22 protein-coding genes and 1 riboswitch are annotated in these 21,746 nt (G+C 46.1%); of the genes, 2 read left to right on the top strand and 20 right to left on the bottom strand.

Annotation, left to right across the window (positions count from 1 at the left end; all coding sequences use genetic code 11):
* Positions 1-114: 114 nt before the first annotated feature.
* Positions 115-1,584, bottom strand: coding sequence for a RecQ family ATP-dependent DNA helicase (locus AB1K83_RS13845; RefSeq protein ID WP_413058796.1), 1,470 nt, complete (start codon positions 1,582-1,584; stop codon positions 115-117).
* Complete coding sequence (locus AB1K83_RS13840) at positions 1,562-2,623, bottom strand: helix-turn-helix domain-containing protein (RefSeq protein ID WP_413058795.1); 1,062 nt, start codon at positions 2,621-2,623, stop codon at positions 1,562-1,564. Before AB1K83_RS13840 ends, AB1K83_RS13845 begins: the two co-directional genes overlap by 23 nt.
* Before the next feature lie 196 nt (positions 2,624-2,819).
* Here AB1K83_RS13840 and AB1K83_RS13835 point away from each other — a divergent pair, with 196 nt between their 5' ends.
* Positions 2,820-3,071: a ferredoxin gene (locus AB1K83_RS13835; RefSeq protein WP_413058794.1), complete on the top strand. Its 252-nt coding sequence runs from the start codon at positions 2,820-2,822 to the stop codon at positions 3,069-3,071.
* A gap of 60 nt (positions 3,072-3,131) precedes the next feature.
* On the opposite strand, the gene AB1K83_RS13830 is transcribed toward AB1K83_RS13835, so the two are convergent.
* From AB1K83_RS13830 to AB1K83_RS13775, 12 genes are all read right to left on the bottom strand, one after another.
* A complete protein-coding gene (locus AB1K83_RS13830; RefSeq protein WP_413058793.1) occupies positions 3,132-3,713 on the bottom strand; it encodes an ECF transporter S component in 582 nt (193 codons plus the stop codon).
* 277 nt (positions 3,714-3,990) lie between these two features.
* A riboswitch (FMN riboswitch) is annotated at positions 3,991-4,121 on the bottom strand.
* A 243-nt stretch (positions 4,122-4,364) separates the two neighbouring features.
* Positions 4,365-5,588: a hypothetical protein gene (locus tag AB1K83_RS13825; RefSeq protein WP_413058792.1), complete on the bottom strand. Its 1,224-nt coding sequence runs from the start codon at positions 5,586-5,588 to the stop codon at positions 4,365-4,367.
* Complete coding sequence (locus AB1K83_RS13820) at positions 5,581-6,117, bottom strand: RNA polymerase sigma factor SigX (RefSeq protein ID WP_413058791.1); 537 nt, start codon at positions 6,115-6,117, stop codon at positions 5,581-5,583. The genes AB1K83_RS13825 and AB1K83_RS13820 overlap by 8 nt, the downstream gene beginning before the upstream one ends.
* A gap of 45 nt (positions 6,118-6,162) precedes the next feature.
* Positions 6,163-7,944, bottom strand: coding sequence for an ATP-binding protein (locus AB1K83_RS13815; protein ID WP_413058790.1), 1,782 nt, complete (start codon positions 7,942-7,944; stop codon positions 6,163-6,165).
* The gene (locus AB1K83_RS13810) at positions 7,937-8,656 is read right to left on the bottom strand and encodes a response regulator transcription factor (RefSeq protein WP_413058882.1); all 720 of its coding nucleotides are present in this window, start codon (positions 8,654-8,656) and stop codon (positions 7,937-7,939) included. Before AB1K83_RS13810 ends, AB1K83_RS13815 begins: the two co-directional genes overlap by 8 nt.
* A gap of 136 nt (positions 8,657-8,792) precedes the next feature.
* On the bottom strand, positions 8,793-9,977 hold the full coding sequence (ccsB, locus tag AB1K83_RS13805) for a c-type cytochrome biogenesis protein CcsB (protein WP_413058789.1): 1,185 nt from the start codon (positions 9,975-9,977) through the stop codon (positions 8,793-8,795).
* A complete protein-coding gene (locus tag AB1K83_RS13800; RefSeq protein ID WP_413058788.1) occupies positions 9,977-11,635 on the bottom strand; it encodes a cytochrome c biogenesis protein ResB in 1,659 nt (552 codons plus the stop codon). Before AB1K83_RS13800 ends, ccsB begins: the two co-directional genes overlap by 1 nt.
* 15 nt (positions 11,636-11,650) lie before the next feature.
* A complete protein-coding gene (gene resA, locus AB1K83_RS13795; protein ID WP_413058881.1) occupies positions 11,651-12,175 on the bottom strand; it encodes a thiol-disulfide oxidoreductase ResA in 525 nt (174 codons plus the stop codon).
* A gap of 261 nt (positions 12,176-12,436) precedes the next feature.
* Positions 12,437-13,168 carry a pseudouridine synthase gene (locus AB1K83_RS13790; protein ID WP_413058787.1) on the bottom strand — a complete coding sequence of 244 codons (732 nt, stop codon included), beginning with the start codon at positions 13,166-13,168 and terminating at the stop codon, positions 12,437-12,439.
* 98 nt (positions 13,169-13,266) lie between these two features.
* Positions 13,267-14,292, bottom strand: coding sequence for a D-alanyl-D-alanine carboxypeptidase family protein (locus AB1K83_RS13785; RefSeq protein ID WP_413058786.1), 1,026 nt, complete (start codon positions 14,290-14,292; stop codon positions 13,267-13,269).
* A complete protein-coding gene (gene scpB, locus AB1K83_RS13780) occupies positions 14,289-14,897 on the bottom strand; it encodes an SMC-Scp complex subunit ScpB (RefSeq protein ID WP_413058785.1) in 609 nt (202 codons plus the stop codon). Before scpB ends, AB1K83_RS13785 begins: the two co-directional genes overlap by 4 nt.
* 2 nt (positions 14,898-14,899) lie before the next feature.
* On the bottom strand, positions 14,900-15,649 hold the full coding sequence (locus AB1K83_RS13775; RefSeq protein WP_413058784.1) for a segregation/condensation protein A: 750 nt from the start codon (positions 15,647-15,649) through the stop codon (positions 14,900-14,902).
* Positions 15,650-15,701: 52 nt separating this feature from the next.
* Between AB1K83_RS13775 and AB1K83_RS13770 the strand changes: the two genes are divergently transcribed.
* The gene (locus tag AB1K83_RS13770) at positions 15,702-16,217 is read left to right on the top strand and encodes a DUF309 domain-containing protein (protein ID WP_413058783.1); all 516 of its coding nucleotides are present in this window, start codon (positions 15,702-15,704) and stop codon (positions 16,215-16,217) included.
* Here AB1K83_RS13770 and AB1K83_RS13765 read toward each other — a convergent pair.
* The 6 genes from AB1K83_RS13765 to AB1K83_RS13740 all read right to left on the bottom strand — a co-directional run bounded on the left by AB1K83_RS13765 (position 16,214) and on the right by AB1K83_RS13740 (position 21,223).
* Positions 16,214-16,579 (bottom strand): GNAT family N-acetyltransferase, encoded by a 366-nt coding sequence (locus AB1K83_RS13765; protein ID WP_413058782.1) that lies wholly within the window; start codon positions 16,577-16,579, stop codon positions 16,214-16,216. The two genes, AB1K83_RS13770 and AB1K83_RS13765, sit on opposite strands and share 4 nt — an antisense overlap.
* A gap of 207 nt (positions 16,580-16,786) precedes the next feature.
* Positions 16,787-18,115: a diaminopimelate decarboxylase gene (lysA, locus tag AB1K83_RS13760; RefSeq protein WP_413058781.1), complete on the bottom strand. Its 1,329-nt coding sequence runs from the start codon at positions 18,113-18,115 to the stop codon at positions 16,787-16,789.
* Positions 18,116-18,189: 74 nt separating this feature from the next.
* Entirely contained in the window at positions 18,190-19,638 is a 1,449-nt protein-coding gene (locus AB1K83_RS13755; RefSeq protein WP_413058780.1) for a spore germination protein, read from the bottom strand.
* Positions 19,639-19,641: 3 nt separating this feature from the next.
* The gene (locus AB1K83_RS13750; RefSeq protein WP_413058779.1) at positions 19,642-20,430 is read right to left on the bottom strand and encodes a SigF/SigG family RNA polymerase sporulation sigma factor; all 789 of its coding nucleotides are present in this window, start codon (positions 20,428-20,430) and stop codon (positions 19,642-19,644) included.
* 3 nt (positions 20,431-20,433) lie between these two features.
* Positions 20,434-20,880, bottom strand: coding sequence for an anti-sigma F factor (gene spoIIAB, locus AB1K83_RS13745; RefSeq protein WP_413058778.1), 447 nt, complete (start codon positions 20,878-20,880; stop codon positions 20,434-20,436).
* Positions 20,870-21,223: an anti-sigma factor antagonist gene (locus AB1K83_RS13740; RefSeq protein WP_413058777.1), complete on the bottom strand. Its 354-nt coding sequence runs from the start codon at positions 21,221-21,223 to the stop codon at positions 20,870-20,872. The genes spoIIAB and AB1K83_RS13740 overlap by 11 nt, the downstream gene beginning before the upstream one ends.
* Positions 21,224-21,746: the final 523 nt, after the last annotated feature.

Here is a 21,746-nt window from a genome sequence, read left to right as displayed (position 1 = left end):
TCCTTATTATGACGAATTCCGACCAAAAAATCAATTGCCCGCGCGTATTGCATTACTCTCCGCCCATCCAGGAAACCCTATTAAGGAAAGCTGGAAATGACAATATCAAGAAATCTATGATCCGTTTTCAGGGTCAACCGACCGACTTCCCAGCAAACCGGCAAGTCTTTCCTCCCAGCCAACCCACTCTTTCTTTGTCGAATTCGCTACTGTGTCCCATATCCATCCATCGTCGACCCTCCCACAAACAGAACAGCAGGACTTCGGTTTCATTTCACAATTTTCGTCGAAAAAAGACAAAAGTTTTTCACGAATACATACCTCGGAATGAACCAAGCGGATCATCTTCTGCAATTCCAATATCTTCTCATGCCGCAAGGCGTCCATGCGGGCATTGACTTCATCGACTGACAGCTGTTCCAAATAAAAGTCAATCACACGCTTTCCAGTTTCACTGAGTCCTGCCTGATTCGCAGCTTCTTCCGGTGCCATCCCTTCTGACAGTAGCTGCGCATAGAGGCGAACTTCACTTGCATGAGGCAGATCTTCCTCGATAATAAAACGGATTCTCTGTCCATCCTCCTCTGCATAGAGCAAAGTCGCTGCCGAATCCTTCCCGTCCCGACCCGCCCGTCCCACTTCTTGGACATAGCCGGAAATCGATTGAGGCAAGTGTTCATGGATGACCTGTCGAATGTCCTCTTTATGTATACCCATTCCAAACGCATTTGTGGCACAAATCCAATCCAATTCCCCATTGATGAATTGCTCTTGGATAAACGCCCGGTCTTCCGGCTCTTTGCCGGCATGGTAAGAAGCGATGGCCCGATTCGCATTTCGCAACTCAAGTGAAAGTTCATCGGCCCGCTTCCGCGAGGCAACATAGATGATTCCGGGACCGACCGATTCCCGTAGTCGAATCCGCAACCAGTCCGTCTTTTCGATTTCTGAATCTAATGGAACGATCGAATATAAAATGTTCGGCCGATCAATGGATTGTCTAATAATGGCCGGCTGTGTCAATTGAAGATAACGTGCAATGTCTTTCGTTACTCTGCCATTTGCCGTGGCGGTTAATGCTAAAACTGGTGGACGCTTAGGAAGGCTGCTGAAAAAGTCACCCAACCTCAAATAATCGGGCCGGAAATCAAAGCCCCACTGCGAGATGCAATGGGCTTCATCGATTGTAATGCAGCATAACTCGAGTTCACCAAGCTTCTTCCCCACATAAGGCTGGGCAAGCATCTCGGGAGATATGAAGATGAATTTATACCGATACAATTGCTCCATAATTTGCTTTTTGTCGGAAAATGATAGAAATGAATTTAACGCCACGACCCGCTTTTCCCCATTTTTCTTCATGATGGCCACTTGGTCTTCCATTAGTGCCACGAGAGGAGAAATGATGAGAACGGCTCCTTTTTTCAAATAGGCGGGTAACTGATAGCAAAGCGATTTACCCATGCCGGTCGGCAAGATCGCAATCGTGTCCTTCCCGTCCACAATATGCCGGACGACGTCTTCCTGACCGGGTCGAAACTGGTCATATCCAAAATACGTGTTAAGTGCTTTCCGCAAATCCATCCGCTTCCCTCCCGATCCGCGCGCTTAATATAAGGCGTAATTGAAAATACGATAAGGCGTCAAACTCCATCTTTAAAGGACGAAGCCGTTTGGTTCCCATTTCCTGCACTTTTTGAATCACTTGATTCACATCCTTTTCCGATACGAAGCGGAAGAGAGGGAAAGAGGGATCATGAATGGCCATCTCCACAAAATGATCTTCAATTGTACTCATTTTCAAATGGCGGGCTGCCGCAATCTCTTCCATCGTCTTTCCACACTCAAACAACTGCTTTGTTTTTCTCGATGATTCGGTTAAATAGGAAGTCACTTTAACGTTTTCAGCCATATGATGCAAAAAAGACAAATCTACTGACGTTTCAACCGCCCGCAGGATTCGATGCAAACTTTCTATGAATAATAGACGGACATCGAAAGGATCCATCTGCAATCGTTCCCCGACCTGGTCCCAAGTCCAGCCGGTCATCTGATAGCCCGCCAAACGATGGACGAAGATAACTTTCTGTCGATCCGACATACCACTGCGGACTAGAGCTTGTTCCAACTCGTCTTGAAGACGTTCAGCAAAAGCAGGATCATGGATCGGCTGTTGTGCAAGAAGCCGTTTGACAAACTGCTGGATGTCGCGATCTTGTTGGACGGGTAAAAAAGACGAATGGCCTGCCCTGAAATGGGAAAGCGTTTGGACGGTTAACGATAGCCTTCCAAAAAAAATCAATTCCCTTCCTTGATAATCCAACCCGCAGAAATGGAAAGGCGGCAATTTTTCCGCAGCTGCCCGCCCAGCATCACTTAATGCGACAAGCGCATTAGGAGCTACCACGAGAAAATCCGCTCGTTGCAAATCTTTAGAAGCTTTTTTAAATTGCGCTTCCTCCAACTTTGGTAATATACCGAAAAATGGTTGTAATCCATAATAATTCACGTCTTGCAGAGTCTGTCCAGAACGCTTGCCCCGCAACAGATGGTAACCGGCCGTCATCGTCCGTTCACCATCCATGCGGTGGATGATCGCCAATAGAATGGTGGAGAGTTTCAAGGTTTCCTACCCCCTTAACGCAGTGTATGTAATTTAAATGCACTAACTTACACATTTATACATTCATGGAAAAAACCCATACGAAAGAAGTTGCTTATTTACGAGTGCTGGATTTGATTGTTGAAAACTAGCGCCAACATCATTAGAATAGAATGAGAACTAAATCGTTTTATGTAGAAAAGAGGAGAGAAACACTATGTCAAAAAAATACACCATCGTCGACAAGGATACATGCATTGCTTGTGGAGCATGCGGTGCCGCAGCGCCCGATATTTACGATTACGACGATGAAGGGATCGCTTACGTTATCCTCGATGATAACACGGGTACTGTGGCGGTTCCAGAAGAATTGATGGATGATTTGGAAGACGCGTTCGACGGCTGCCCAACCGACTCGATCAAAATGGCAGATGAACCGTTTGATGGCGATCCATTAAAATATGAATAATGAAAAACCGCGTCCCCTGTTCTAATGGAGGGACGCGGTTTTTTACTTTTTTCGTTTATATTATGCAGACAACTGCGTTCTTTGTTGGATGATCCATCTCTCCATACTTTTAAATAGCAATAGTGAAACAGCGAGAAGCATGATGCCTTTGATCAGGTTGAAAGGCAGAATACCCAATACAATCATGGAGTAAAGCGCATCCCCGGACATGACCGGCATATTCAGGAAATACGTATACATTGGCAAGAATAGAACATAGTTCAGTATGCTCATCCCGACTGCCATTGCGACTGTTCCGGCAATCAAACCGGCAGCCAATCCTTTTGTATTCTGGAATCTCTTGAAAATCCAATAAATCGGCATGATGAAGAGAACTCCAGTTGTAAAGTTGGCAATTTCTCCGACAGGGACACCAGTAGGACTTCCTGACATGAACCAGTGCATAATGTTCTTGATCAATTCAACTGCGATTCCGCCAACCGGACCCATTGTCATTACCGCAAGGACGGCCGGAATTTCACCAAAGTCGATTTTCAAGAATGCAGGCAATGCCGGCAGCGGGAAGTTGAATTGCATCAATATCGTACCGATACTTCCCAAGATTGCGATGAGAATCATCTTTCGCAATTTATTATTCTTCATTGTTTCCTCTCTCCTTTTGCGATTCACTTCAAAAGAGGAAAGGCCGTCCATCGTTCCTTCACAAAAAATCCCCAAAGCAAGTTCGCTTTAGGGAGTTATCAGGCATACTTAAAAGACATAGGTTTGATGTCTAGCGAGCGGTCAGTTGCCAAAAAGCAAACTGCCTGGAGGAAGCAAGCCGGCGTATGCCTTTTGCTTTCTCGTCTATATCTAGACTTATCAAATCCAAGCTTAAATAAGCGCCCTTTTTTGTGGAATTCACAAAATAGGACTGCACCTTCACCTTCTCCCATCCAGACTATACTGTCGGCTCCGGAATCTCACCGGAATCAGCTATTACGCTCGCGGGCTAAGAAATTTCTTTCCATTTCCGCCGGTCGGGAATTACACCCTGCCCCGAAGATGAATCAATATTCTTTTACATTTTCTATTATATACGAATTTCCCTACTTTGTAAACAAGATAGTTTACCTACGTAAATAAATAGTTTGCGAGGTTGGACTGAAACGACTCCGAGACGCCTGCGTCAGGTACTCACTCTGATTGCGTTTGGATCATTACTACAAAACATGTTCTCCTATACACTCCAGCACTGTCACTCCACAGCAAAAGGACTATCCGACGGTTCGGATAGCCCTTTCTCTCACTTCTTCATTCTGGAAATGGCATCGGATTGACGCCAACTGGTTCTGGTAGTACAGTAGTCAAATCATATTTGGAGAAATAGTCCTGCACTGTATGTTCTAGTTTAACCACCATGTCATAATTATTCGCTGTCAACATGAAACCCTCGATCAGTTCATTGGCGGCGTCCGGGGACATCCCCTCCAAATCCAACGGCTCTTTGAATGAAATTGTCACGGTTCCTTTCGTGACTTCTACATCGTAATCTACATTTTCCGGCACAATTGCGTCGACCAGATCATTCGGGGCTTCCTTCATTGCTTGCAAGGCGCTTTCCACATTTTCGATAGGTATCCCTCCACTTGGCACGAGATACGTTTTCCCCGATGGCAAACTATATTTATAATACGGCAGCGGGCGCTTGCCGGCTGTCAGAGGAATCGGTTCCTTCGTCCCCACTTGGTCGAAAGTAACTAGATTTCCCTTTTCATCAATCGTTTTCAGTCTCAGATGATCGGTAAACGTTTCAAGCACTGTATTGGTATACACTTCTAATGTAGCGGATGACATGTCATAGCCATGGTCTGGCGGCACTTGGTGATTGATGTCGTCGCCCGCGTCAATGATTCCACCAATATAAGGATGATAGTCGTCGAATCCGAGTTCCTCTTCAGGGATTTCCGAAGCATATCGATTGTATAAACGGACGCTGTCACGGTCCCCTCCCGGAAAATCTTCGCTAACGCGCTCTTCAGGAATCAAGAACGTGACAGGAATGACATCGGCTGCATACGTCAGCCCGATCCGGAATGGATGGTACCCTGCTAATTCATCCGCCAACACGACATAGCTGGTGGCCGCGGTACCGAGTGAATAAGCAGCGGATTCCTCCACCTCTCCACTTCTTTTAAAGGAGGAGGCATCCATCGTATCATCTTGCGAACCGTCCCCGAATGTTTTGATTTCCATATTTTGCGATTCGGCAGCCTCATCACTCATCGCCCCATCGTTGTTTTGTAACATCGATGGGAGAAGCAAGCTAAGAACTAAAATGGCGGCAACCGTTACTAACGCAGGCATCCATTTGACAGGTGATTTTCTACGGGTTGGGAGGGACCCTTCGGGACGCTGCAATCTTTCATCTTTTCGTAACCGATCCAGAATCTCAGACTTGGAACGAGTATCTCGAATATCCGGCATGCTGCCTAGCAATTTCTCGATCTCGGCATCATCCCGTTTCTCTTTACTCATGCGGTCTCCTCCCTTCTGCCGAACGGGCTTGTAATTTCTTCTGCAACGCCTTGATCGCGCGATGCTGCGTTGTTTTCACTTTCCCTTCCGTCCAACCGAGCGTTTCGGCCGTCTCCGCAATGGATAAATCTTGAAAATATCGCATGACTACAACCATTTTTTGATCGCCTGTACAGGTATCCAATGCTTGCAGTAATTCCTTCATCTCGTCATTCAGCGAAACGAGGTCATCTGGGAGGATGCTGGTGGAAACGAGCTCACTCTTTTCCCAGTCAAACTTATCGAATAAATGCTTTTTTCGGACTGCAGACTTCCTGAAATGATCGATCGCCACATTTTTCGCAATCGAAAAAAGCCAAGTCTTTTCAGAACTTTTCCCTTCGAATCCGGCATATGCCCTGAGCACCCTCACGTACACTTCGTGCATCAAATCCTCGGCCTGATCACGGTCGCCCGTCAAATAAATGAGAAATTTAAACACATCGTGGTGATATTCATCATAGAGCCGGTGGAAAACGGAGTCGTTCATCCAATCCCCCCGTTCAATGGATTAGTCGTTTCTGCAATAGAAACGTTACATTTTCTTTAATGGCAGGCGGCATGTGAATATCGTTCCCTTTTCTTCCCCGCGCCGCGCTGCAATGGTACCGCCATGAGAGTCAATAATATTTTTGGCAATGGCGAGGCCCAGGCCAGTGCCACCTTTTTTCCGAGTCCTCGCCTTATCAGCTTTATAGAACCGTTCAAAAATGAATGGCAAATCCTCTTCCGGTATTCCGCTTCCTGTATCGGAAACCGTAATTTCAACAACATTCGTCTTCTTTGAGATAGACAGTTCAACATGGCCACTTTCCGGTGTGTGACGGACCGCATTATCAATTAAATTCGTAAATACTTGTTCCAATCGATCCTCATCGACATGGAGAATGATATCGCCCTCGTCAGGATGCAGAAACGTCAAATCCACATCGGCATCACGCGCAATTTGCGAGAACTTATTCAGAATCCTACCTAGGAATGGGATCATCGAAATATCCTCTTCATACAACCGCATATTTCCTGATTCCATCCTCGCCAGATCCAGCAGATCCGTAACAAGTCGGCCCATCCTCATGGATTCATCATGGATAATTTGAATCATCTCATTACGTTCCTCTTCATTTGTAATGACGTCATCCATGATCGCTTCACTATATCCTTGCAACATGGAAATCGGGGTCCGAAGTTCGTGGGACACATTGGCAATGAAATCGGATCGCAGTTTATCTAACTTATGCTGTTCCGTCATATCACGGAATACGGCAACAGCTCCCCGGATGGTGTTTCCGCTGTACAAAGGACTGATGGAGATCATATAAAATCTTCCGCCGAGTTCCAATTCGTCTTCCACTTCTTCTGCAAAGGAAACGACATGGTCCAGCATATGGACGATTTCGGGAGGGATCGTATCATCGATTGATTCATTTTTGACATACCAATTTTGAAGCAGCCGTTCTGCTTGGGGATTACTAAGTAATATAGTGGCGTCCCGATTGAATGTAATGACGGCATCGGTCATTGAAGTCAAAATGCTGGATAGCTGTTCCTTTTCTTGATTGATCAATTCGACATGATATTTAAGCTGTCTTCCCATCTGATTAAACGCCACGGCCAATTGTCCAATCTCGTCATTCTGGAAAACTGGCAGCCGAGTATCAAAATTCCCTTTCGCGAGCTCACCCGCAGCTTGCCGCAAGCCCCGCAATGGAGAGGTGATCCGAGTCGATAGAAAGAAGGCAAAAAAAGTCGTCAGAACAAAGGCTATCAAAGCAGACAATAGAACAATATGCGTCGTTCGCTGCGTCGTCCGATGAACCGCATCCATGTTTTGATAGATGATGACGGACCCGACTAGTTCTCCGTAATCTGAAATTGGATAACCTAACACAAAATATTGTTCCATGACATTTGTTTCGGAATTGGAAGGAAGGATCATCTCTTTAAGTACTGGTTCCTGATCATCCATGTCGAATGTAAATAAAGAACGTTCCTCCAGAATTTTCTTTTCTATCGGCTCTATGTTCATTCCATAATGAAAACTGTATTTCAGTTCACCATCCGGACCGACAATCATAGCATTCTTTTCCTCATCCAGAATATCATGGATGATCATTTGCATGGAAGACTCACTATCATGATCGACTACAATTTTTCCAATGGTAGACGCTTCTCTGCGTAATGAATCTTCTGCTTGCTTGGCATGAAAGTTGCTCAAGAATTCAAGAAGCAGGACGGTAATAATGAATAGAACAAAGGAAACGAGAAGCAATATGGTGGCCCATAGCTTCCCGACGATTGAATTCCATATTCTATTCATGAGGAACCTCGAATTTATATCCGACTCCCCATACCGTCACGATCATTTTAGCTGCTTGATCGGAGACTCGGCTCAATTTTTCCCGCAGCCGCTTGACATGGGTGTCGACCGTTCTCAAATCACCAAAAAATTCATAATGCCAAACTTCTTTTAATAATTGTTCCCGATCAAACACTTTATCCGGGGATTTGGCCAAGAAATAAAGGAGTTCATATTCCTTCGGCGTCAGATTGACTTCTTTCCCTTCTGCTGTAACCCGGTGTGCGTCGTGGTCGATTGTCAATTGCGGAAAGACGACGAGATCTTTCGAAGCGGACGATGCCACGGCACCTGGGAATGCCACCGATCTGCGGAGAATCGCCTTCACGCGCAACACCACTTCCCTTGGGCTGAACGGCTTTACAATATAATCATCTGCGCCCGATTCGAAGCCGGACACCCGGTCGGACTCTTCCCCTTTGGCGGTCAGCAAAATGACCGGTGTCATGATTTTCTTCTCCCGCAATTCCTGCAATACTTCCAGCCCGTCTTTTTCCGGCATCATGACATCCAGCAGAATACAGTCGTATGGATTGACCAACGCTTTTTCCAAAGCCTCCGCTCCGTTGATCGCTTCATCGATCTCATACCCTTCCCGAGTCAAATACATATTCAATAAACGGAGAATCCGCTCCTCATCATCCACCACTAATAACTTCACTTTTTCTTCCATGTTTCCAAAACCCCTTTCCAATATATCCGTTTCATCGCTTAGCATCGCTTCTACTTCCATTGTACAAGTCGCTCCGCTAAAAAGAAATAAAAAGACTGCCCCCGTAATTGAAACGTAGGGCAGTCTTGGCCGTTCCTTATGCGTATGAATGCAAACCTGCAATGATTAAGTTAACGGCAATCAAGTTAAACATAATAATGATAAACCCGATAACCGCAAGCCATGCGGATTTTTCCCCTTCCCATCCGCGGGAAAGCCGCAAATGAAGGAATGCCGCATAGAATAGCCAGGTGATCAATGCCCATACTTCTTTTGGGTCCCAACCCCAGAATCTGGCCCACGCTTCATGTGCCCAGATCATTGCGAAGATGAGAGCCCCTAATGTAAAGACCGGAAATCCGATCAACACCGAACGATAGCAAATTTCATCCATTAATTGGGAGTTCGCTTTTTTAGCAAATGGTTGGAATAACAACGCAATCGGGCGGCGGATAATGAGACGCATGAGTAAGTACAACACCGTACCGAATACAACCGACCATACAAACGTCGTCAACGTTTTCGCATTGATGACGGCCGGCATGGCAACCAATGGCTCCATCGCCCCCGGTGTGAGTGCCTCGTATTCATTCATCCCGAATAGTGGCGGGTAATTGTAGACCATTTGTGCAGGCAGGCCATCCTTGTCCACATAGTTGAACTTCGCCTCGTATCCGGTACCGGAAAACACAAGCGATGAAACGACGAATCCTAATACCAATACGAGGGTGAACATGATGGACTCCAGCCAGAACCGTTGTCTTGACTTCTTTGTCATATCCACATTTTTCAATAGATAGATCAATCCGGCCACCGCACTGACGACCAATATCGCTTCAGCTATCACTGTCGTAATGACGTGGATGGTCAACCAGTAGCTTTTCAACGCAGGAATGAGCGGTGTGATTTCCCGTGGGAACATGCTCGCATAGGCGATAATAATAATGGCAATCGGCAATGCAAACAAACCGAGCGAAGGTGTCCGATAAATGAAGAAGAGCAAGATGAAAGCTCCGACCAACATCATTCCGAACGCCGTCATAAATTCAAACATATTACTGACAGGCGCATGCCCTCCGGCGATCCAGCGGGTGATGAAATACCCGACATTGGCAATAAACCCGATAATTGTAATGATGATCCCTATCCTGCCCCAGCGATGGTTCTGGTAGGACGCTTCTGATTTCGCCCCTCTTACGGCACCACCAAAAAAAACGGTGGCGATAAGATAAGTTATGAATGAAACTAATAATAAATTAGCGCTTAACGAAGCTAAATCCATTAGACTGTTTCCCCTTCCTCTAGTTCCGATACGGACTCCTTATCCTGCTTGTCAGTGTAGTCTGGCAAGTCGGCGAAACTTTTCACTTGGTCCAGATCCTTTCGTAAAGAGAACCAGTTTTTATTCGTATGGGCTGCAACGAGCAACTCGCCGTCTTCCCCTTTTTGTACCCAGATCCTTCTATGGTGCCAGTAAGATCCCTGAATGACACCAATCATGAAGATGATGCCCCCTATTAAGAGGATCGGTAAGGTTTTGTCTTTACGGATGGATAGACCGGAAATATCCCGGGTCTCCGCTGCAACGAAGCTCACTTTATAATCATTTTCTTCCACTTCGAACGTCTTTCTGATAGCAACGAAGCTTTTTTCCCCTTCTGGATTCTCCGGCGTCACCATACGGAAGATGAAAGCGGGATTATTCGGGATCGGTGATTTCGATACAATTTCACCGTCTTTGATGCCATCGTAGTCCGGATAATATTCCAATAAGTCGACACGTGTATCTTTGCCAAGCTCGTATGTCTTTTCCGGGTTTTCGAGATCGATCTTGAATTCACCAAGCGATTTTTGCGATTCCTTTTCCGTCAATGCGAATGTCATCGATCTGAGTTCATCCGAGCGGAAATCCATTTGGAATACACTGTACCCGTCAAACTTCAACGGTTTATTGACAATGATGGAATAGTCTTGCATCTTCTCCAACTGATCGGTTTGTCCAGGTAAAGAACCTTCCGCCTGTTTATATAATGTAACATCGGTCTGGTAATTCTTCACGATGTTGCCGACCCGTTCGAGCGCTTCGCCGAACACTTCGTCCGCTTCTTCTTTCGTATAGTTTTCCACGATAAAATCATGATTTTCCAAGTAGTACCCTTCCGCACCTTTGATCGGACGGGTTTCCCCTTCCCGGATCCACATAGACTCATCCACATAGAATCCCGGGATGCCGCGCATCAGGACACCGAAAAGGAAGATGATCAGGCCGGTGTGGTTAACATACGGACCCCACCGGGAAAAGCGGTTTTTCTCCGCAAGTAAAGCTCCGTTTTCCGTTTTCACATTATACCGGAGCTCTTTCAGTTTTTCTTCCGCCTTTTGCAACGAATCATCCGGTTTGGCGACGGCACCTTTTCCGAAAATACGCTGCACCCTCATGAAGGATGGATGACGTTTAGTCCGTTGCTTTTTCAGCGATTTATATAGCGGGACTACTCGGTCAACACTAGCAATAATGATAGAGATTCCCAGCATGCCGATCAGCGTCTTGAACCACCAACTGCTGTACATGTCATGGAAGCCAAGTTGATAATAAATTTTTCCTATAAAGCCATAAACGCGTTCGTAATAAGCGGCCAATTCTGTTTCCGAGTTTGGGTTGACCGGTATATAGTCCTTTTGTGGAAAGATCGTCCCGATGGCGGATGTAACCAACACCGCAACGATGATGCTGATCCCGATTTTGACACTGGAGAAAAAGTTCCAAATCTTGTCGATGATGGAACTTTTATATGTCTGAGACCTTCTCGCCGCCCCTTCATACCGCATGTCGACGAGATCGCTATTTTTCGTTTCTTCCGTCTGAGGTTTTCCACACCGTTCACAAAGCACCGTGCCGAATGGATTTTCATGACCGCATTGGCATTTGATTTTGCTCATTTTGAAATAAACTCCTTACTTCGGTTGGATACGTTCCATGAATGACTTGATAACCTCTTCACTCATTCCCCTTTTTTCGACATGGACAATCTTGCCGTCCGGATCAATTAACACAGTCGTCGGCAGCGGTCCAATATTGTAGGTCTCCATAACACTTTTATTCTTGTCAATCACAATCGGGAACGTTAGCCCATATTGATCACGAAACGACTCCACTTTCAACTGAGGTTCCGCGATATCCACCGCCAAGATTTGGACACCTTTGTCCTTGAAGACCTGATATTGCTTTTCCATATATGGCATTTCTTCTTTACACGGAGGACACCAAGTTCCCCAGAAGTTCAAGAAGACCCCTTGACCTTTATAGTCGGATAGGCGATGTTTATTGCCATCCAAGTCAACAAGCTCGAAGTCCGGGGCTTTGTCACCGACCACCAGCACTTCCACTTTTTCTTTTGAGGCGATCGAATAGATGACTGCCGCAACGAGCGTGAGTAAAACAATTGTCCTGATGATTAGACGTTTTCTTTTTTTATCCATCATCGACACATTCGTCCCCTCCTATTGAAAATCAATTACGCCTCGGCGTAATTGCGTCCGGATTTTTCGAGCTGCTCGAAAAGTTCCCCCTAAAAAATCCGTGACATCCGCCGGAGGCTTAATCTTTATTCAGCGGTTCTGCTGAATAAAGATTGAGTTCCGTATACCATTATAACAAAACGATTCCCTCGGAAGCCGGGCATTCATGAAAGGATTGTGAACGTTTCGATTGAGGATAAAGTGAACTTCCCTTCACCATTTTCAACCGATTTTTCCGGTTTCCGCCAGAACGCGCAATTGTTTCACTTCGTGGGTTGTCAATTGGCGGGACTCTCCTGCATTGAGGCCGTGAGTCGTCAACATAGCGAAGGATTCCCTTCTCAACTTCAGTACGGGACAACCAATCGCATCGAACATCCGGCGGACTTGACGGTTTCTGCCTTCATGAATCGTAATCTCTACCAGAGCCGTACCCGACTTCTTATCGACCGATTGCATTTTCACATGGGCCGGGGCTGTTTTACCATCTTCCAGCTCGATTCCGCGCTCCAACTTTCGTAAAGATTCTCGAAGAGGAATCCCTTTTACTTTTGCAATATACTTTTTCTTGATGCCGAATTTTGGATGTGTCATCAAATAAGAAAAATCCCCATCATTGGTCAGGATGATGACGCCCGATGTATCATAGTCGAGCCGGCCAACCGGGAAGATCCGCTCTTCGACTTCTGGAAAAATATCCAACACGGTTTTTCTACCTTTATCATCATGGACTGTCGAAAGCACACCGCGTGGTTTATATAGCAAATAATAGACAAATTTCTCCTTAACGAGTTCGACCCCTTCCACTTCCACTCGATCCGAATTGGTCACCTTCGTTCCAAGTTCCGTAACGACGATCCCATTCACTTTCACTTTACCTTCCAAAATCAATTGCTCGGATTTTCTTCGTGACGCAACACCTGCCTGCGCCAACACTTTCTGTAGTCTCTCCAACTGAGTCACCCCGTCTTTCATACTTAAAAAATTATGTCACATTTTGCGCCAAATGAAAAGAAGACCGACCTATACCAAGTCGTCTTCTTCGCTTTATCTTATTTACTTGTCGCACTTCTTTCCTTCGTTTGTCGTATGACCACATCGGTCGCCACGATCGGTTCATGGTTGAACGATACAGTCCACACGCCTGTTGCTGTTGGTTGTTTGCCTCGCGGGACCAGTAGTACATTCGATAATTTTTCCTTTTCCCCTTTTTTGATCAACAGTTCAATCGGCTCTTTCAATTCCGCCCGTACCCCGGGGAAAATATTATACACGCCCTTTTTAGCGATCGTCACCCGTTTGAACGTTGAAAAAGTCTTTTCAGCCAACCCAAGGTGAGTTTCCCAATCATTTGGGTCGTTTAACGTCACGACAATAATTTTTTTATCGTCTTTCTCAAAATAGGTGGCTAATGTCCGACCGGCCGCTTTTGTAAAGCCTGTCTTCCCAGCAATTGCGGTCGGTTCTGAATGGAGAAGACGATGTTTGTTTCTCCAATGGTATGTGTTTTCCTCATTTTGATACACATGTTTCTTGGCGGTGGCAATTTCCCGAAAGGTTTCATTTTCCATCGCAAACCGTAGCATAAGCCCTGTTTCATATGCTGTGGAAAGGTGCCGTTCATCATGTAGGCCGGACGGGTTCGTAAATACCGTTTTGTCCAGTCCATAGAAAATCGCTTTTTCCTGCATGAGTTGGACAAATCCTTCCACCGATCCGCCAGCATGCTCGGCTAACGCATGAGCAGCGTCATTTCCCGAACGGAGCATAAGACCATAAAGTAACGTCTTATCTTGAACGGCCGTTCCACTTTTCAAATAAATGGATGACCCTTCCGATGAGGCAGCTGCTGGTGATATGGTAATTTCACCTTGTTCCACACCGCTTTCGAGGTATGTCAATGCCGTCCAAATCTTGGTCAAACTAGCTATCGGCAACGGCGCGTCTTCATTCGCTCCATCAAGCAGTCTCCCCGTCTCCGCATCGATCACCGCCCAAGCTTGAGCGGCTGAAGCGTTTGCTGCCCCTCCCAATGTAAACCATGCACAAAATACGGCCAGCAGAAGTGTCCGTTTCAAAAATCAGTTCCTCCTTCCTCTTCCATTGAAAACGCTTCTTGAAACCTGGTCATAAACAGATCCGCATCCTCAGTTTCGTCTTCTTCCTGATGAAGAAGCGGCGGCAGATCGGCGATCGACTGCAAGCCAAAACGATCCAGAAACAGATCCGTCGTTCCGTAAAGGATTGCTCGTCCGGTACCTTCGGAGCGCCCTTTCTCCATAATATATCCTTTTGCGATCAATGTATGAATCGGCCCTTCCGATTTCACCCCACGCAAATCGTCGATCTCCACACGAGTAACTGGCTGCTTATACGCAATGATCGCAAGAACCTCCAACGAAGCTTGTGTCATGGACTTAGGGGATGGATTTTCGAGCAAGCGCTTCATATCATCCGCAAATTCCACTTTTGTGACAAGACGATACGATCCGCCAAACACCCTCAACGTAATTCCGCTATTAAGCCGCTCTTCATAACTTGTAAGGAGCCGGTCAAGAGCCTTCTCGATCTCGTCCTCATCCCGTCCAGTCAAAGCAGCCAGTTGTGGACGGCTCAAACCTTCATCTCCCATTAAAAATAAAAAGCTCTCGATCATTCCAAGTAATCGATCTTCCACATCCATTTTCAACTAACCTCCCGACAGACCGAAACCGTCAGCCTTTCAAAATTATGTCGTTGTTCGACAACGACATCGCTTCGTTTCATCAACTCCAATAAAGACAAGAAGGTAATGACCAATCCAGAAGCATCGCCTTCTGCAAAAAGCGAATAAAAATCACAACTTCCTCCCTTAGTTTCCAAGGTCTTCATGATTTCATCCATCTTCTCACTGACAGACTGCTCACTTCTTGCTATACTGGCCGTACGCGGGGCACGCAGCCTTTTTCGTTCCAACATTTTCTGAAACGCGCCGATCAGGTCAAAAACGTTTAACTGTTCCTCGGATTCGCCAATACTGATTTCACCGAGTGCCGACAAATCTTCCGGTGATTTCGTGAAATATTCGGAGCGTTCTTCTGCGGACTCTTTCAGGCTGATGGCCGCTTCTTTATATTTTCGATACTCAATCAGCCGGGCAACTAATTCATCACGAGGGTCGGGTTCCATCTCATAATCCAGATCACCGTCCAATTCTTCCCCTTCATGAACGGGAAGTAGCATTTTGCTTTTAATTTCAATCAAGGTTGCCGCAAGTACCAGGTATTCGCTAAGTTCGTCCAATTGGAGGACCCGCATGGCATGAAGATGTTCTATGTATTGCGCTGTCAGCTCTGCCATCGGAATATCATAAATGTCGATCTCCAACCGGTTGATCAGATGCAACAGGAGATCTAGAGGCCCTTCAAAAACTTCCAGCTTCACTTTATAAGACATTTGATACTGCACCTGCCTGTTATACAAGATTGATAATGTGAGGAATGATAGTATGAGTATGCATCCGCTTCATCATCCACTATTCGTAAAGTTTATTGTGTATTTCAATGGGAATCAAGACTATTTTGAATGCCATGAAGTGTTGGAGGAATATTGGAAATCCCTGCCGGACGGAGGAAAGGCTCATCCCTTGACCGCCTATATCCTGTTAGCGACAGGACTTTACCACTGGCGCCGCGGAAATGGCGAAGGAGCTCTAAAAACCCTTCGAAAAGCGGAAGACAAGTTCCAATCAATGCCGAACGAGTACCCCGTTTACGCTCAAGAGATCGATTATACACGTCTAATGGAAGATGTCCAACAGAGTATCGGTCGGCTCGAACAGGAATTGGAATTTGAACCATTCCCGCTCCAAGTGACTGACCGTTTACAAAAACTTGCTGACGATATAGAGCCCTCGATGGAACTACTTCCCGCCCAGAGCGATGCCGTCGTTTATAAACATATGCTACGGGACCGGAGCGATATTCTATCCCAACGCGAAGAAAAGAAGAAGGGCAGACGTTAAAGTTCTGCTCCTTCTTCTTTTTCGTAACATTTCTCTATAAAAGATTCCGTCTCTGAAGTCGTCCGACACTTTTTTTCAGGGAAAAGGGAACGAACCCGCTTCACCATCTCCTGACCGATTCCTTCTCCCCGAAAGGATGGGTTGACCGATAGATGTTGAATCGTGTATTCATCTTCGTCCATTTGCAAACCGATCAGTCCGATAAAATCTTCGTTTTCCTTTAGCAAATACAATTGCCAACGACTATCTGTTTCGTAGAGATGAATCAATTCTTGCAACTTTTTAACATTTTTTTCACCGGGCATGTACGAAAGCAAACCCATTGCAATCTTTTCATAAGTTTTTTTATAACGTAAAAGCATCAAATGATCCCTTCTTTTCTGAAAATCCTTCGTCAATTCTCAAAGACAAAGACTCACAATGGTAAGCGATACACCTTGTTCCTACTGTTTGGCTTAAGCCTTTGCCTTACTTCGGTTGAAGATATGGCATGATGAAATACCAATATGCCGCCCCCCATAGGCTAGCGGCACCGAGGATACATAAAAAAAGAATGACGTTCCTTTTCTTCAATTTACTGCCCCTCGCTCAACCGCTTGAAGCGACAGATCCAGTCGGATGAGATCTTCATAAGTCTCTCGCCGAACAGCTAGCCGATGCTCTCCATTCTCACAAAAGACGACAGCTGGCTTAGGAAGCCGGTTATAATTACTTGCCATGGAGTAATTATAAGCACCTGTACAAAAGACCGCGAGGATATCACCTTCAGAAGGAGAAGCCAAGTATGCCTCTTCAATCAATTTGTCACCCGACTCGCAACACTTACCGGCAATGGTCACTTTATCTTCATGTGCATCATTCACTCGATTGGCGGTCACAGCCGTATATTTCGCTCCATATAAAGCAGGCCGGATGTTGTCCGTCATACCACCATCGACAGCTACATAAGTCCGAATATTCGGCACTTCTTTCATGCTGCCTGTTGTGTAAAGTGTTGTACCTGCATCTCCAATTAGCGACCTGCCCGGCTCTATCCAAATTTCAGGCATTGGATAGTTCGCACTTCTAGTCATGGATAGAACGACTTTCGCCATTTCATCGACATAGGCGGACGGATGAAGTGGACGGTCCTCCTCGGTATAACGAATACCGAAGCCGCCTCCTAAGTTCAGGACGGTACATACGAATCCATATTCGTCCCTCCATGACTCCATCTTATCCAAAAGTGCTTCTGCGGCTAGCCGGAAGGCATCCGTTTCAAAGATTTGAGATCCAATATGGCAGTGCATACCGAGAAGTTGAATATATGGATGATCGTGGAGTTGGCGGAACGCTTCATCGGCTTGCCCATTTTTCAGATCGAACCCGAATTTGGAGTCTTCTTGACCCGTCGTGATGAAATCATGTGTCGAAGCGTGGACGCCAGGCGTAACCCGGATTAGCACATTCATATTCTCTTTCCGGGACTCCGCGATTTCTTTCACCAATGCGATTTCAGAAAAGTTGTCAATGACGATACAACCGATTTTTTCATCAAACGCATATTGCAATTCCATAAAACTTTTATTGTTCCCATGGAAGTGGATCCGTTCACGCGGAAAACCGGCTGCCACTGCAGTATATAATTCCCCGCCCGACACAACATCGAGCGATAAGCCTTCCTGTTGGGCCACTTCGTAAATAGCGATGGATGAGAAGGCTTTGCTAGCGTACGCCACTTGGGCTTGGACACCCGCACTTTTAAACGTTTCCTTGAATGCTCGGGCGCGCTCGCGGAACAAAGCGATATCATAGACGATAAGTGGAGTTCCGTATATTTGGGCAAGGTCGACCGTATCGACTCCTCCGATTGTAAGATGACCTTTCCCGTTGACCGACTGTGTTCCGTAGAAATGCATTCCTGTTTCCCCTCCCAAGAATCTAAAACAAATGGTAACCAAACTTTATCATAGAAAGAAGACAATGCGCAAATCTATGATGTACGGTTCCGGTCTGGGGAATCGGTGATATAAGGTCTAGGCGCATCAATGGTCATAGGGACACGCACCAAAATACGCGTCATCGCTTTTGGGAAAAATGGCACAGCAGGCCATAAATACGGGATGCCCATCGGCTTCAGCGAGCAGAGATAATAGAACAAAATGAAAATCCCGATGAAGAAACCGGTCGCTCCCCAAATGGCAGTCAGAGCCAATATAGAGAGACGGAACACTTTTGTAGTGATACTCAATTCATAAGACGGGATGGCAAAAGTCAAAATAGCACTGACTGCCACATATAGCACCACTTCCGGGGAAAACAGCCCAACGTCGATCGCCACTTGACCGATGACGATCGCGGCGACGAGTCCCATAGCGGTTGACATCGGTGTAGGTGTATGAATCGCCGCCATACGGAGCACTTCAATGCCGATATCGCCAATCAGCAATTGGACCAGCAAAGGAACTTCCCCGACATCATTCGGTCCGATATAACTGAGGCTATCGGGCAAATAGCGGGGTTGCGTCGCAAGCAAATACCAAAAAGGCAGCAGGACAAGACTCATTGCCGTACCGATGAAACGGACCAGACGGACAAATGTCCCGATTAACGGGGCTTGCCTATACTCTTCTGCATGCTGTAAATGGTGGAAAATAGTGACGGGAACGAGGATAACGGAAGGGGAAGTATCGACGATGATGGCGATATGGCCTTCCAGTAAATGAGCTGCGCAAATATCCGGACGCTCCGTGAAACGGACAAAAGGCATGGGATGAAAACCTTGCTTCAATAAAAATTCCTCAAGGGACTTGTCTGTCATCGTCAAACCATCATGACAAACTTCTTCCAAACGTTTTCTCAAGAAGTCAAGGTTCTCTTCACTTGCGGCCCCTTTCATGAAAGCGATGACCACATCCGTTTTCCCTTTGACGGTCGTATGGTGCATCTCGAAGCGAAGCTCCGGCACCCGAATTCTACGGCGAATTAAAGCGGTGTTTGTCAAAATGTTCTCTGTGAAGCCGTCCCGGGCACCACGAATCACTTTTTCATTATCCGGCTCATCCGGCTGTCTTCCTGGATACGATCGGACATCAATGGTGAAAGCAAATCCTTCTGCCGTTATGAAGGCGACTTGCCCACTTAATACGGCGTCTAGCAGTCCCCTTTTATCTTCTACTTCCGTAACGGCATGATAGGGAAAAAAGGAGAGGAACCGTCTAGCCCCGTCCCTCTCCTTCTCCATCTCTTCACTGCCCCACTGCATTTGCGTCAGCAAAGCCGTGATGGTGTCCCCATCCACCAAACCGTTAATATACAAAATCAATGATTCGACGTCCCATAAATGCACAGTCCGGGCTGTCGCATCAAAGGATTCCCCTTTCCCAAAAAGCCCTTCAAACCATGTTTGTGCGTCTGTCTTCGAGTTGAAAATCTTATTCATGGTTTATTCCGTCCTCACTTTTTCAATACTTTCTTCGGCATTGACGCCCATCCATGTTTTTAATTGGGCGAGGATTTTCTTTTCCAGTCGGGATACTTGCACTTGGGAAATACCGATTCTATCTGCAATATCGCTTTGGGTACAATCAAGATAATAGCGCATATAAATGATCGTTTGATCTCGTTTGTTCAATCGGGAAATGACATCACGGAGAGGGATATGATCGAACACCTTTTCCGACCGGTTATCCCGCAATTGGTCCATTAGAGTCAGGCTATCCCCTTCACTTTCATATAACTGCTCATGAAGCGAAGCGGGATCCCTAAGTGCGTCAGACGCGAGAATGACGTCATCAATCGAGACTTCAAGCACCTCCGCAATTTCCGAAATGGATGGGGATTTTCCGTGCTTTTTCACGTAATCATCCGTCGCATGCCGGATTTTGAAGCTGAGCTCCCGAATGGATCGGCTCACCTTCACCATCCCGTCGTCCCGTAAAAACCGTTGGATCTCCCCGACGATCATCGGAACTGCATAAGTCGAAAATTTCACATCGAACGATAGGTCGAATTTGTCGATGGATTTCATCAGGCCAATACAGCCGATCTGGAATAGGTCTTCGAGATCGGCTCCCCGCGAAGCAAACCGTTGGACAATCGACCAGACAAGCCTCGTGTTGCCCTCTACCATTAGCCGTCTTGCCTCTTTATCCCCATCTTGCGAAGCTTGGATCAGCTCTCTCATTTTCTCTTGCGATAATAATACGTCTTGCTTATCAACAGATAGGTCCATACGTCACCTCGTTCTGCTTGCTTCCGTTACCGGAGAAAACGTTTTCTCGAACCTAACTACTGTTCCTCTTCCCATTTCAGACTCGACAGATAAGCTGTCGGAAAAACTCTCCATGATCGTGAATCCCATGCCAGATCGCTCCATATGCGGACGCGTTGTGAACATCGGCTCCATCGCCTGGTCCACGTCAAAGATGCCGGTTCCTGTATCACTCACAGTCATCTTCACGGTATCGCCTTCAATTTGGGCGTGAATTTCGACGAAACTTGTCCCATCGCATTCATAGCCATGGATGATAGCGTTCGTTACCGCTTCCGACACAATCGTTTTAAATTCAGAGATCTCTTCGATTGTCGGATCGAGCGGAGTGATAAAACAAGTGAGTGCCATCCGGGCCAATGCTTCGTTTTCTTCAATTGCGACGAATGATAATTTCATTTCATTGTTCATGTAAGACCCCTCCGATTTCCCCGATCGCTTGAGCGACCGTGTAATGTCTAATATATGGACCTAGACCGGAAAAATGAAATATCTTTTCCATCGTCGGGGATGGATTCAAAATAAGTGTTTCTCCGTCAAGAGGAGCTAAATCTCTCATCCTGCCGAGAATCAGGCCGATTCCCGCACTGTCCATGAATCCAAGCCCATCCAAATCCCAAATGACAGCTCTTGCCTGCCCGGTGAAAATGGAAGTTGAGATATGAGTGCGAATTTGGTTGGCCTCATGATTATCCAATTCACCGTGTAATGACACTACTAATATTCCGTTGTCGACAAGTTCCATCTTTGCCATACAAAACCCCTCCTTACTTGCGGATTATTCCACACGGGACGGGCCGAATCCTTTCATACTTACAGAACTAGTCAGGAAAAGTGGAAGGTTCCCATTTTCCGACAAGTTTCACTTACGTTGGAAGTATGGACAACCGAAAAGGGATTTACACATTTCACGCAAAGAATTCCGCCATTTGTTGGAGGAATCGCCAAAGCTTGAAAATAAAACCCCCATTCATCGAAAATGTCCGATGAACGGGGGTTGAAAACCAATTTTTCAGTTGAGACAATGGTATTGAATAAAGGCCTTAGCTTTTTTATATGCAAGCGATCATTTCTTTGACCAAGCGCTCATATTTCCGCGCAACCGATCATAACTCCTGTGAAACGCTCATAACTTTTACCAAACGCTCATATTTTCGACCGCGCGATCATATTTCCACGCAAGCGCCCATAACTAACGAGAAACGATCATAACTACCGACAAGTGCTTATAACTACCTAGAACCGCCCGTGTTGAGCGATCATTTCTTCGCTTAGCC

This window comes from Sporosarcina sp. 179-K 3D1 HS (assembly GCF_047228905.1).
In the GTDB taxonomy this organism is placed as follows: Bacteria; Bacillota; Bacilli; order Bacillales_A; family Planococcaceae; genus Sporosarcina.
Note: the sequence above shows the minus strand (reverse complement) of the source record. Positions and strands in the feature narration are given on the sequence as shown.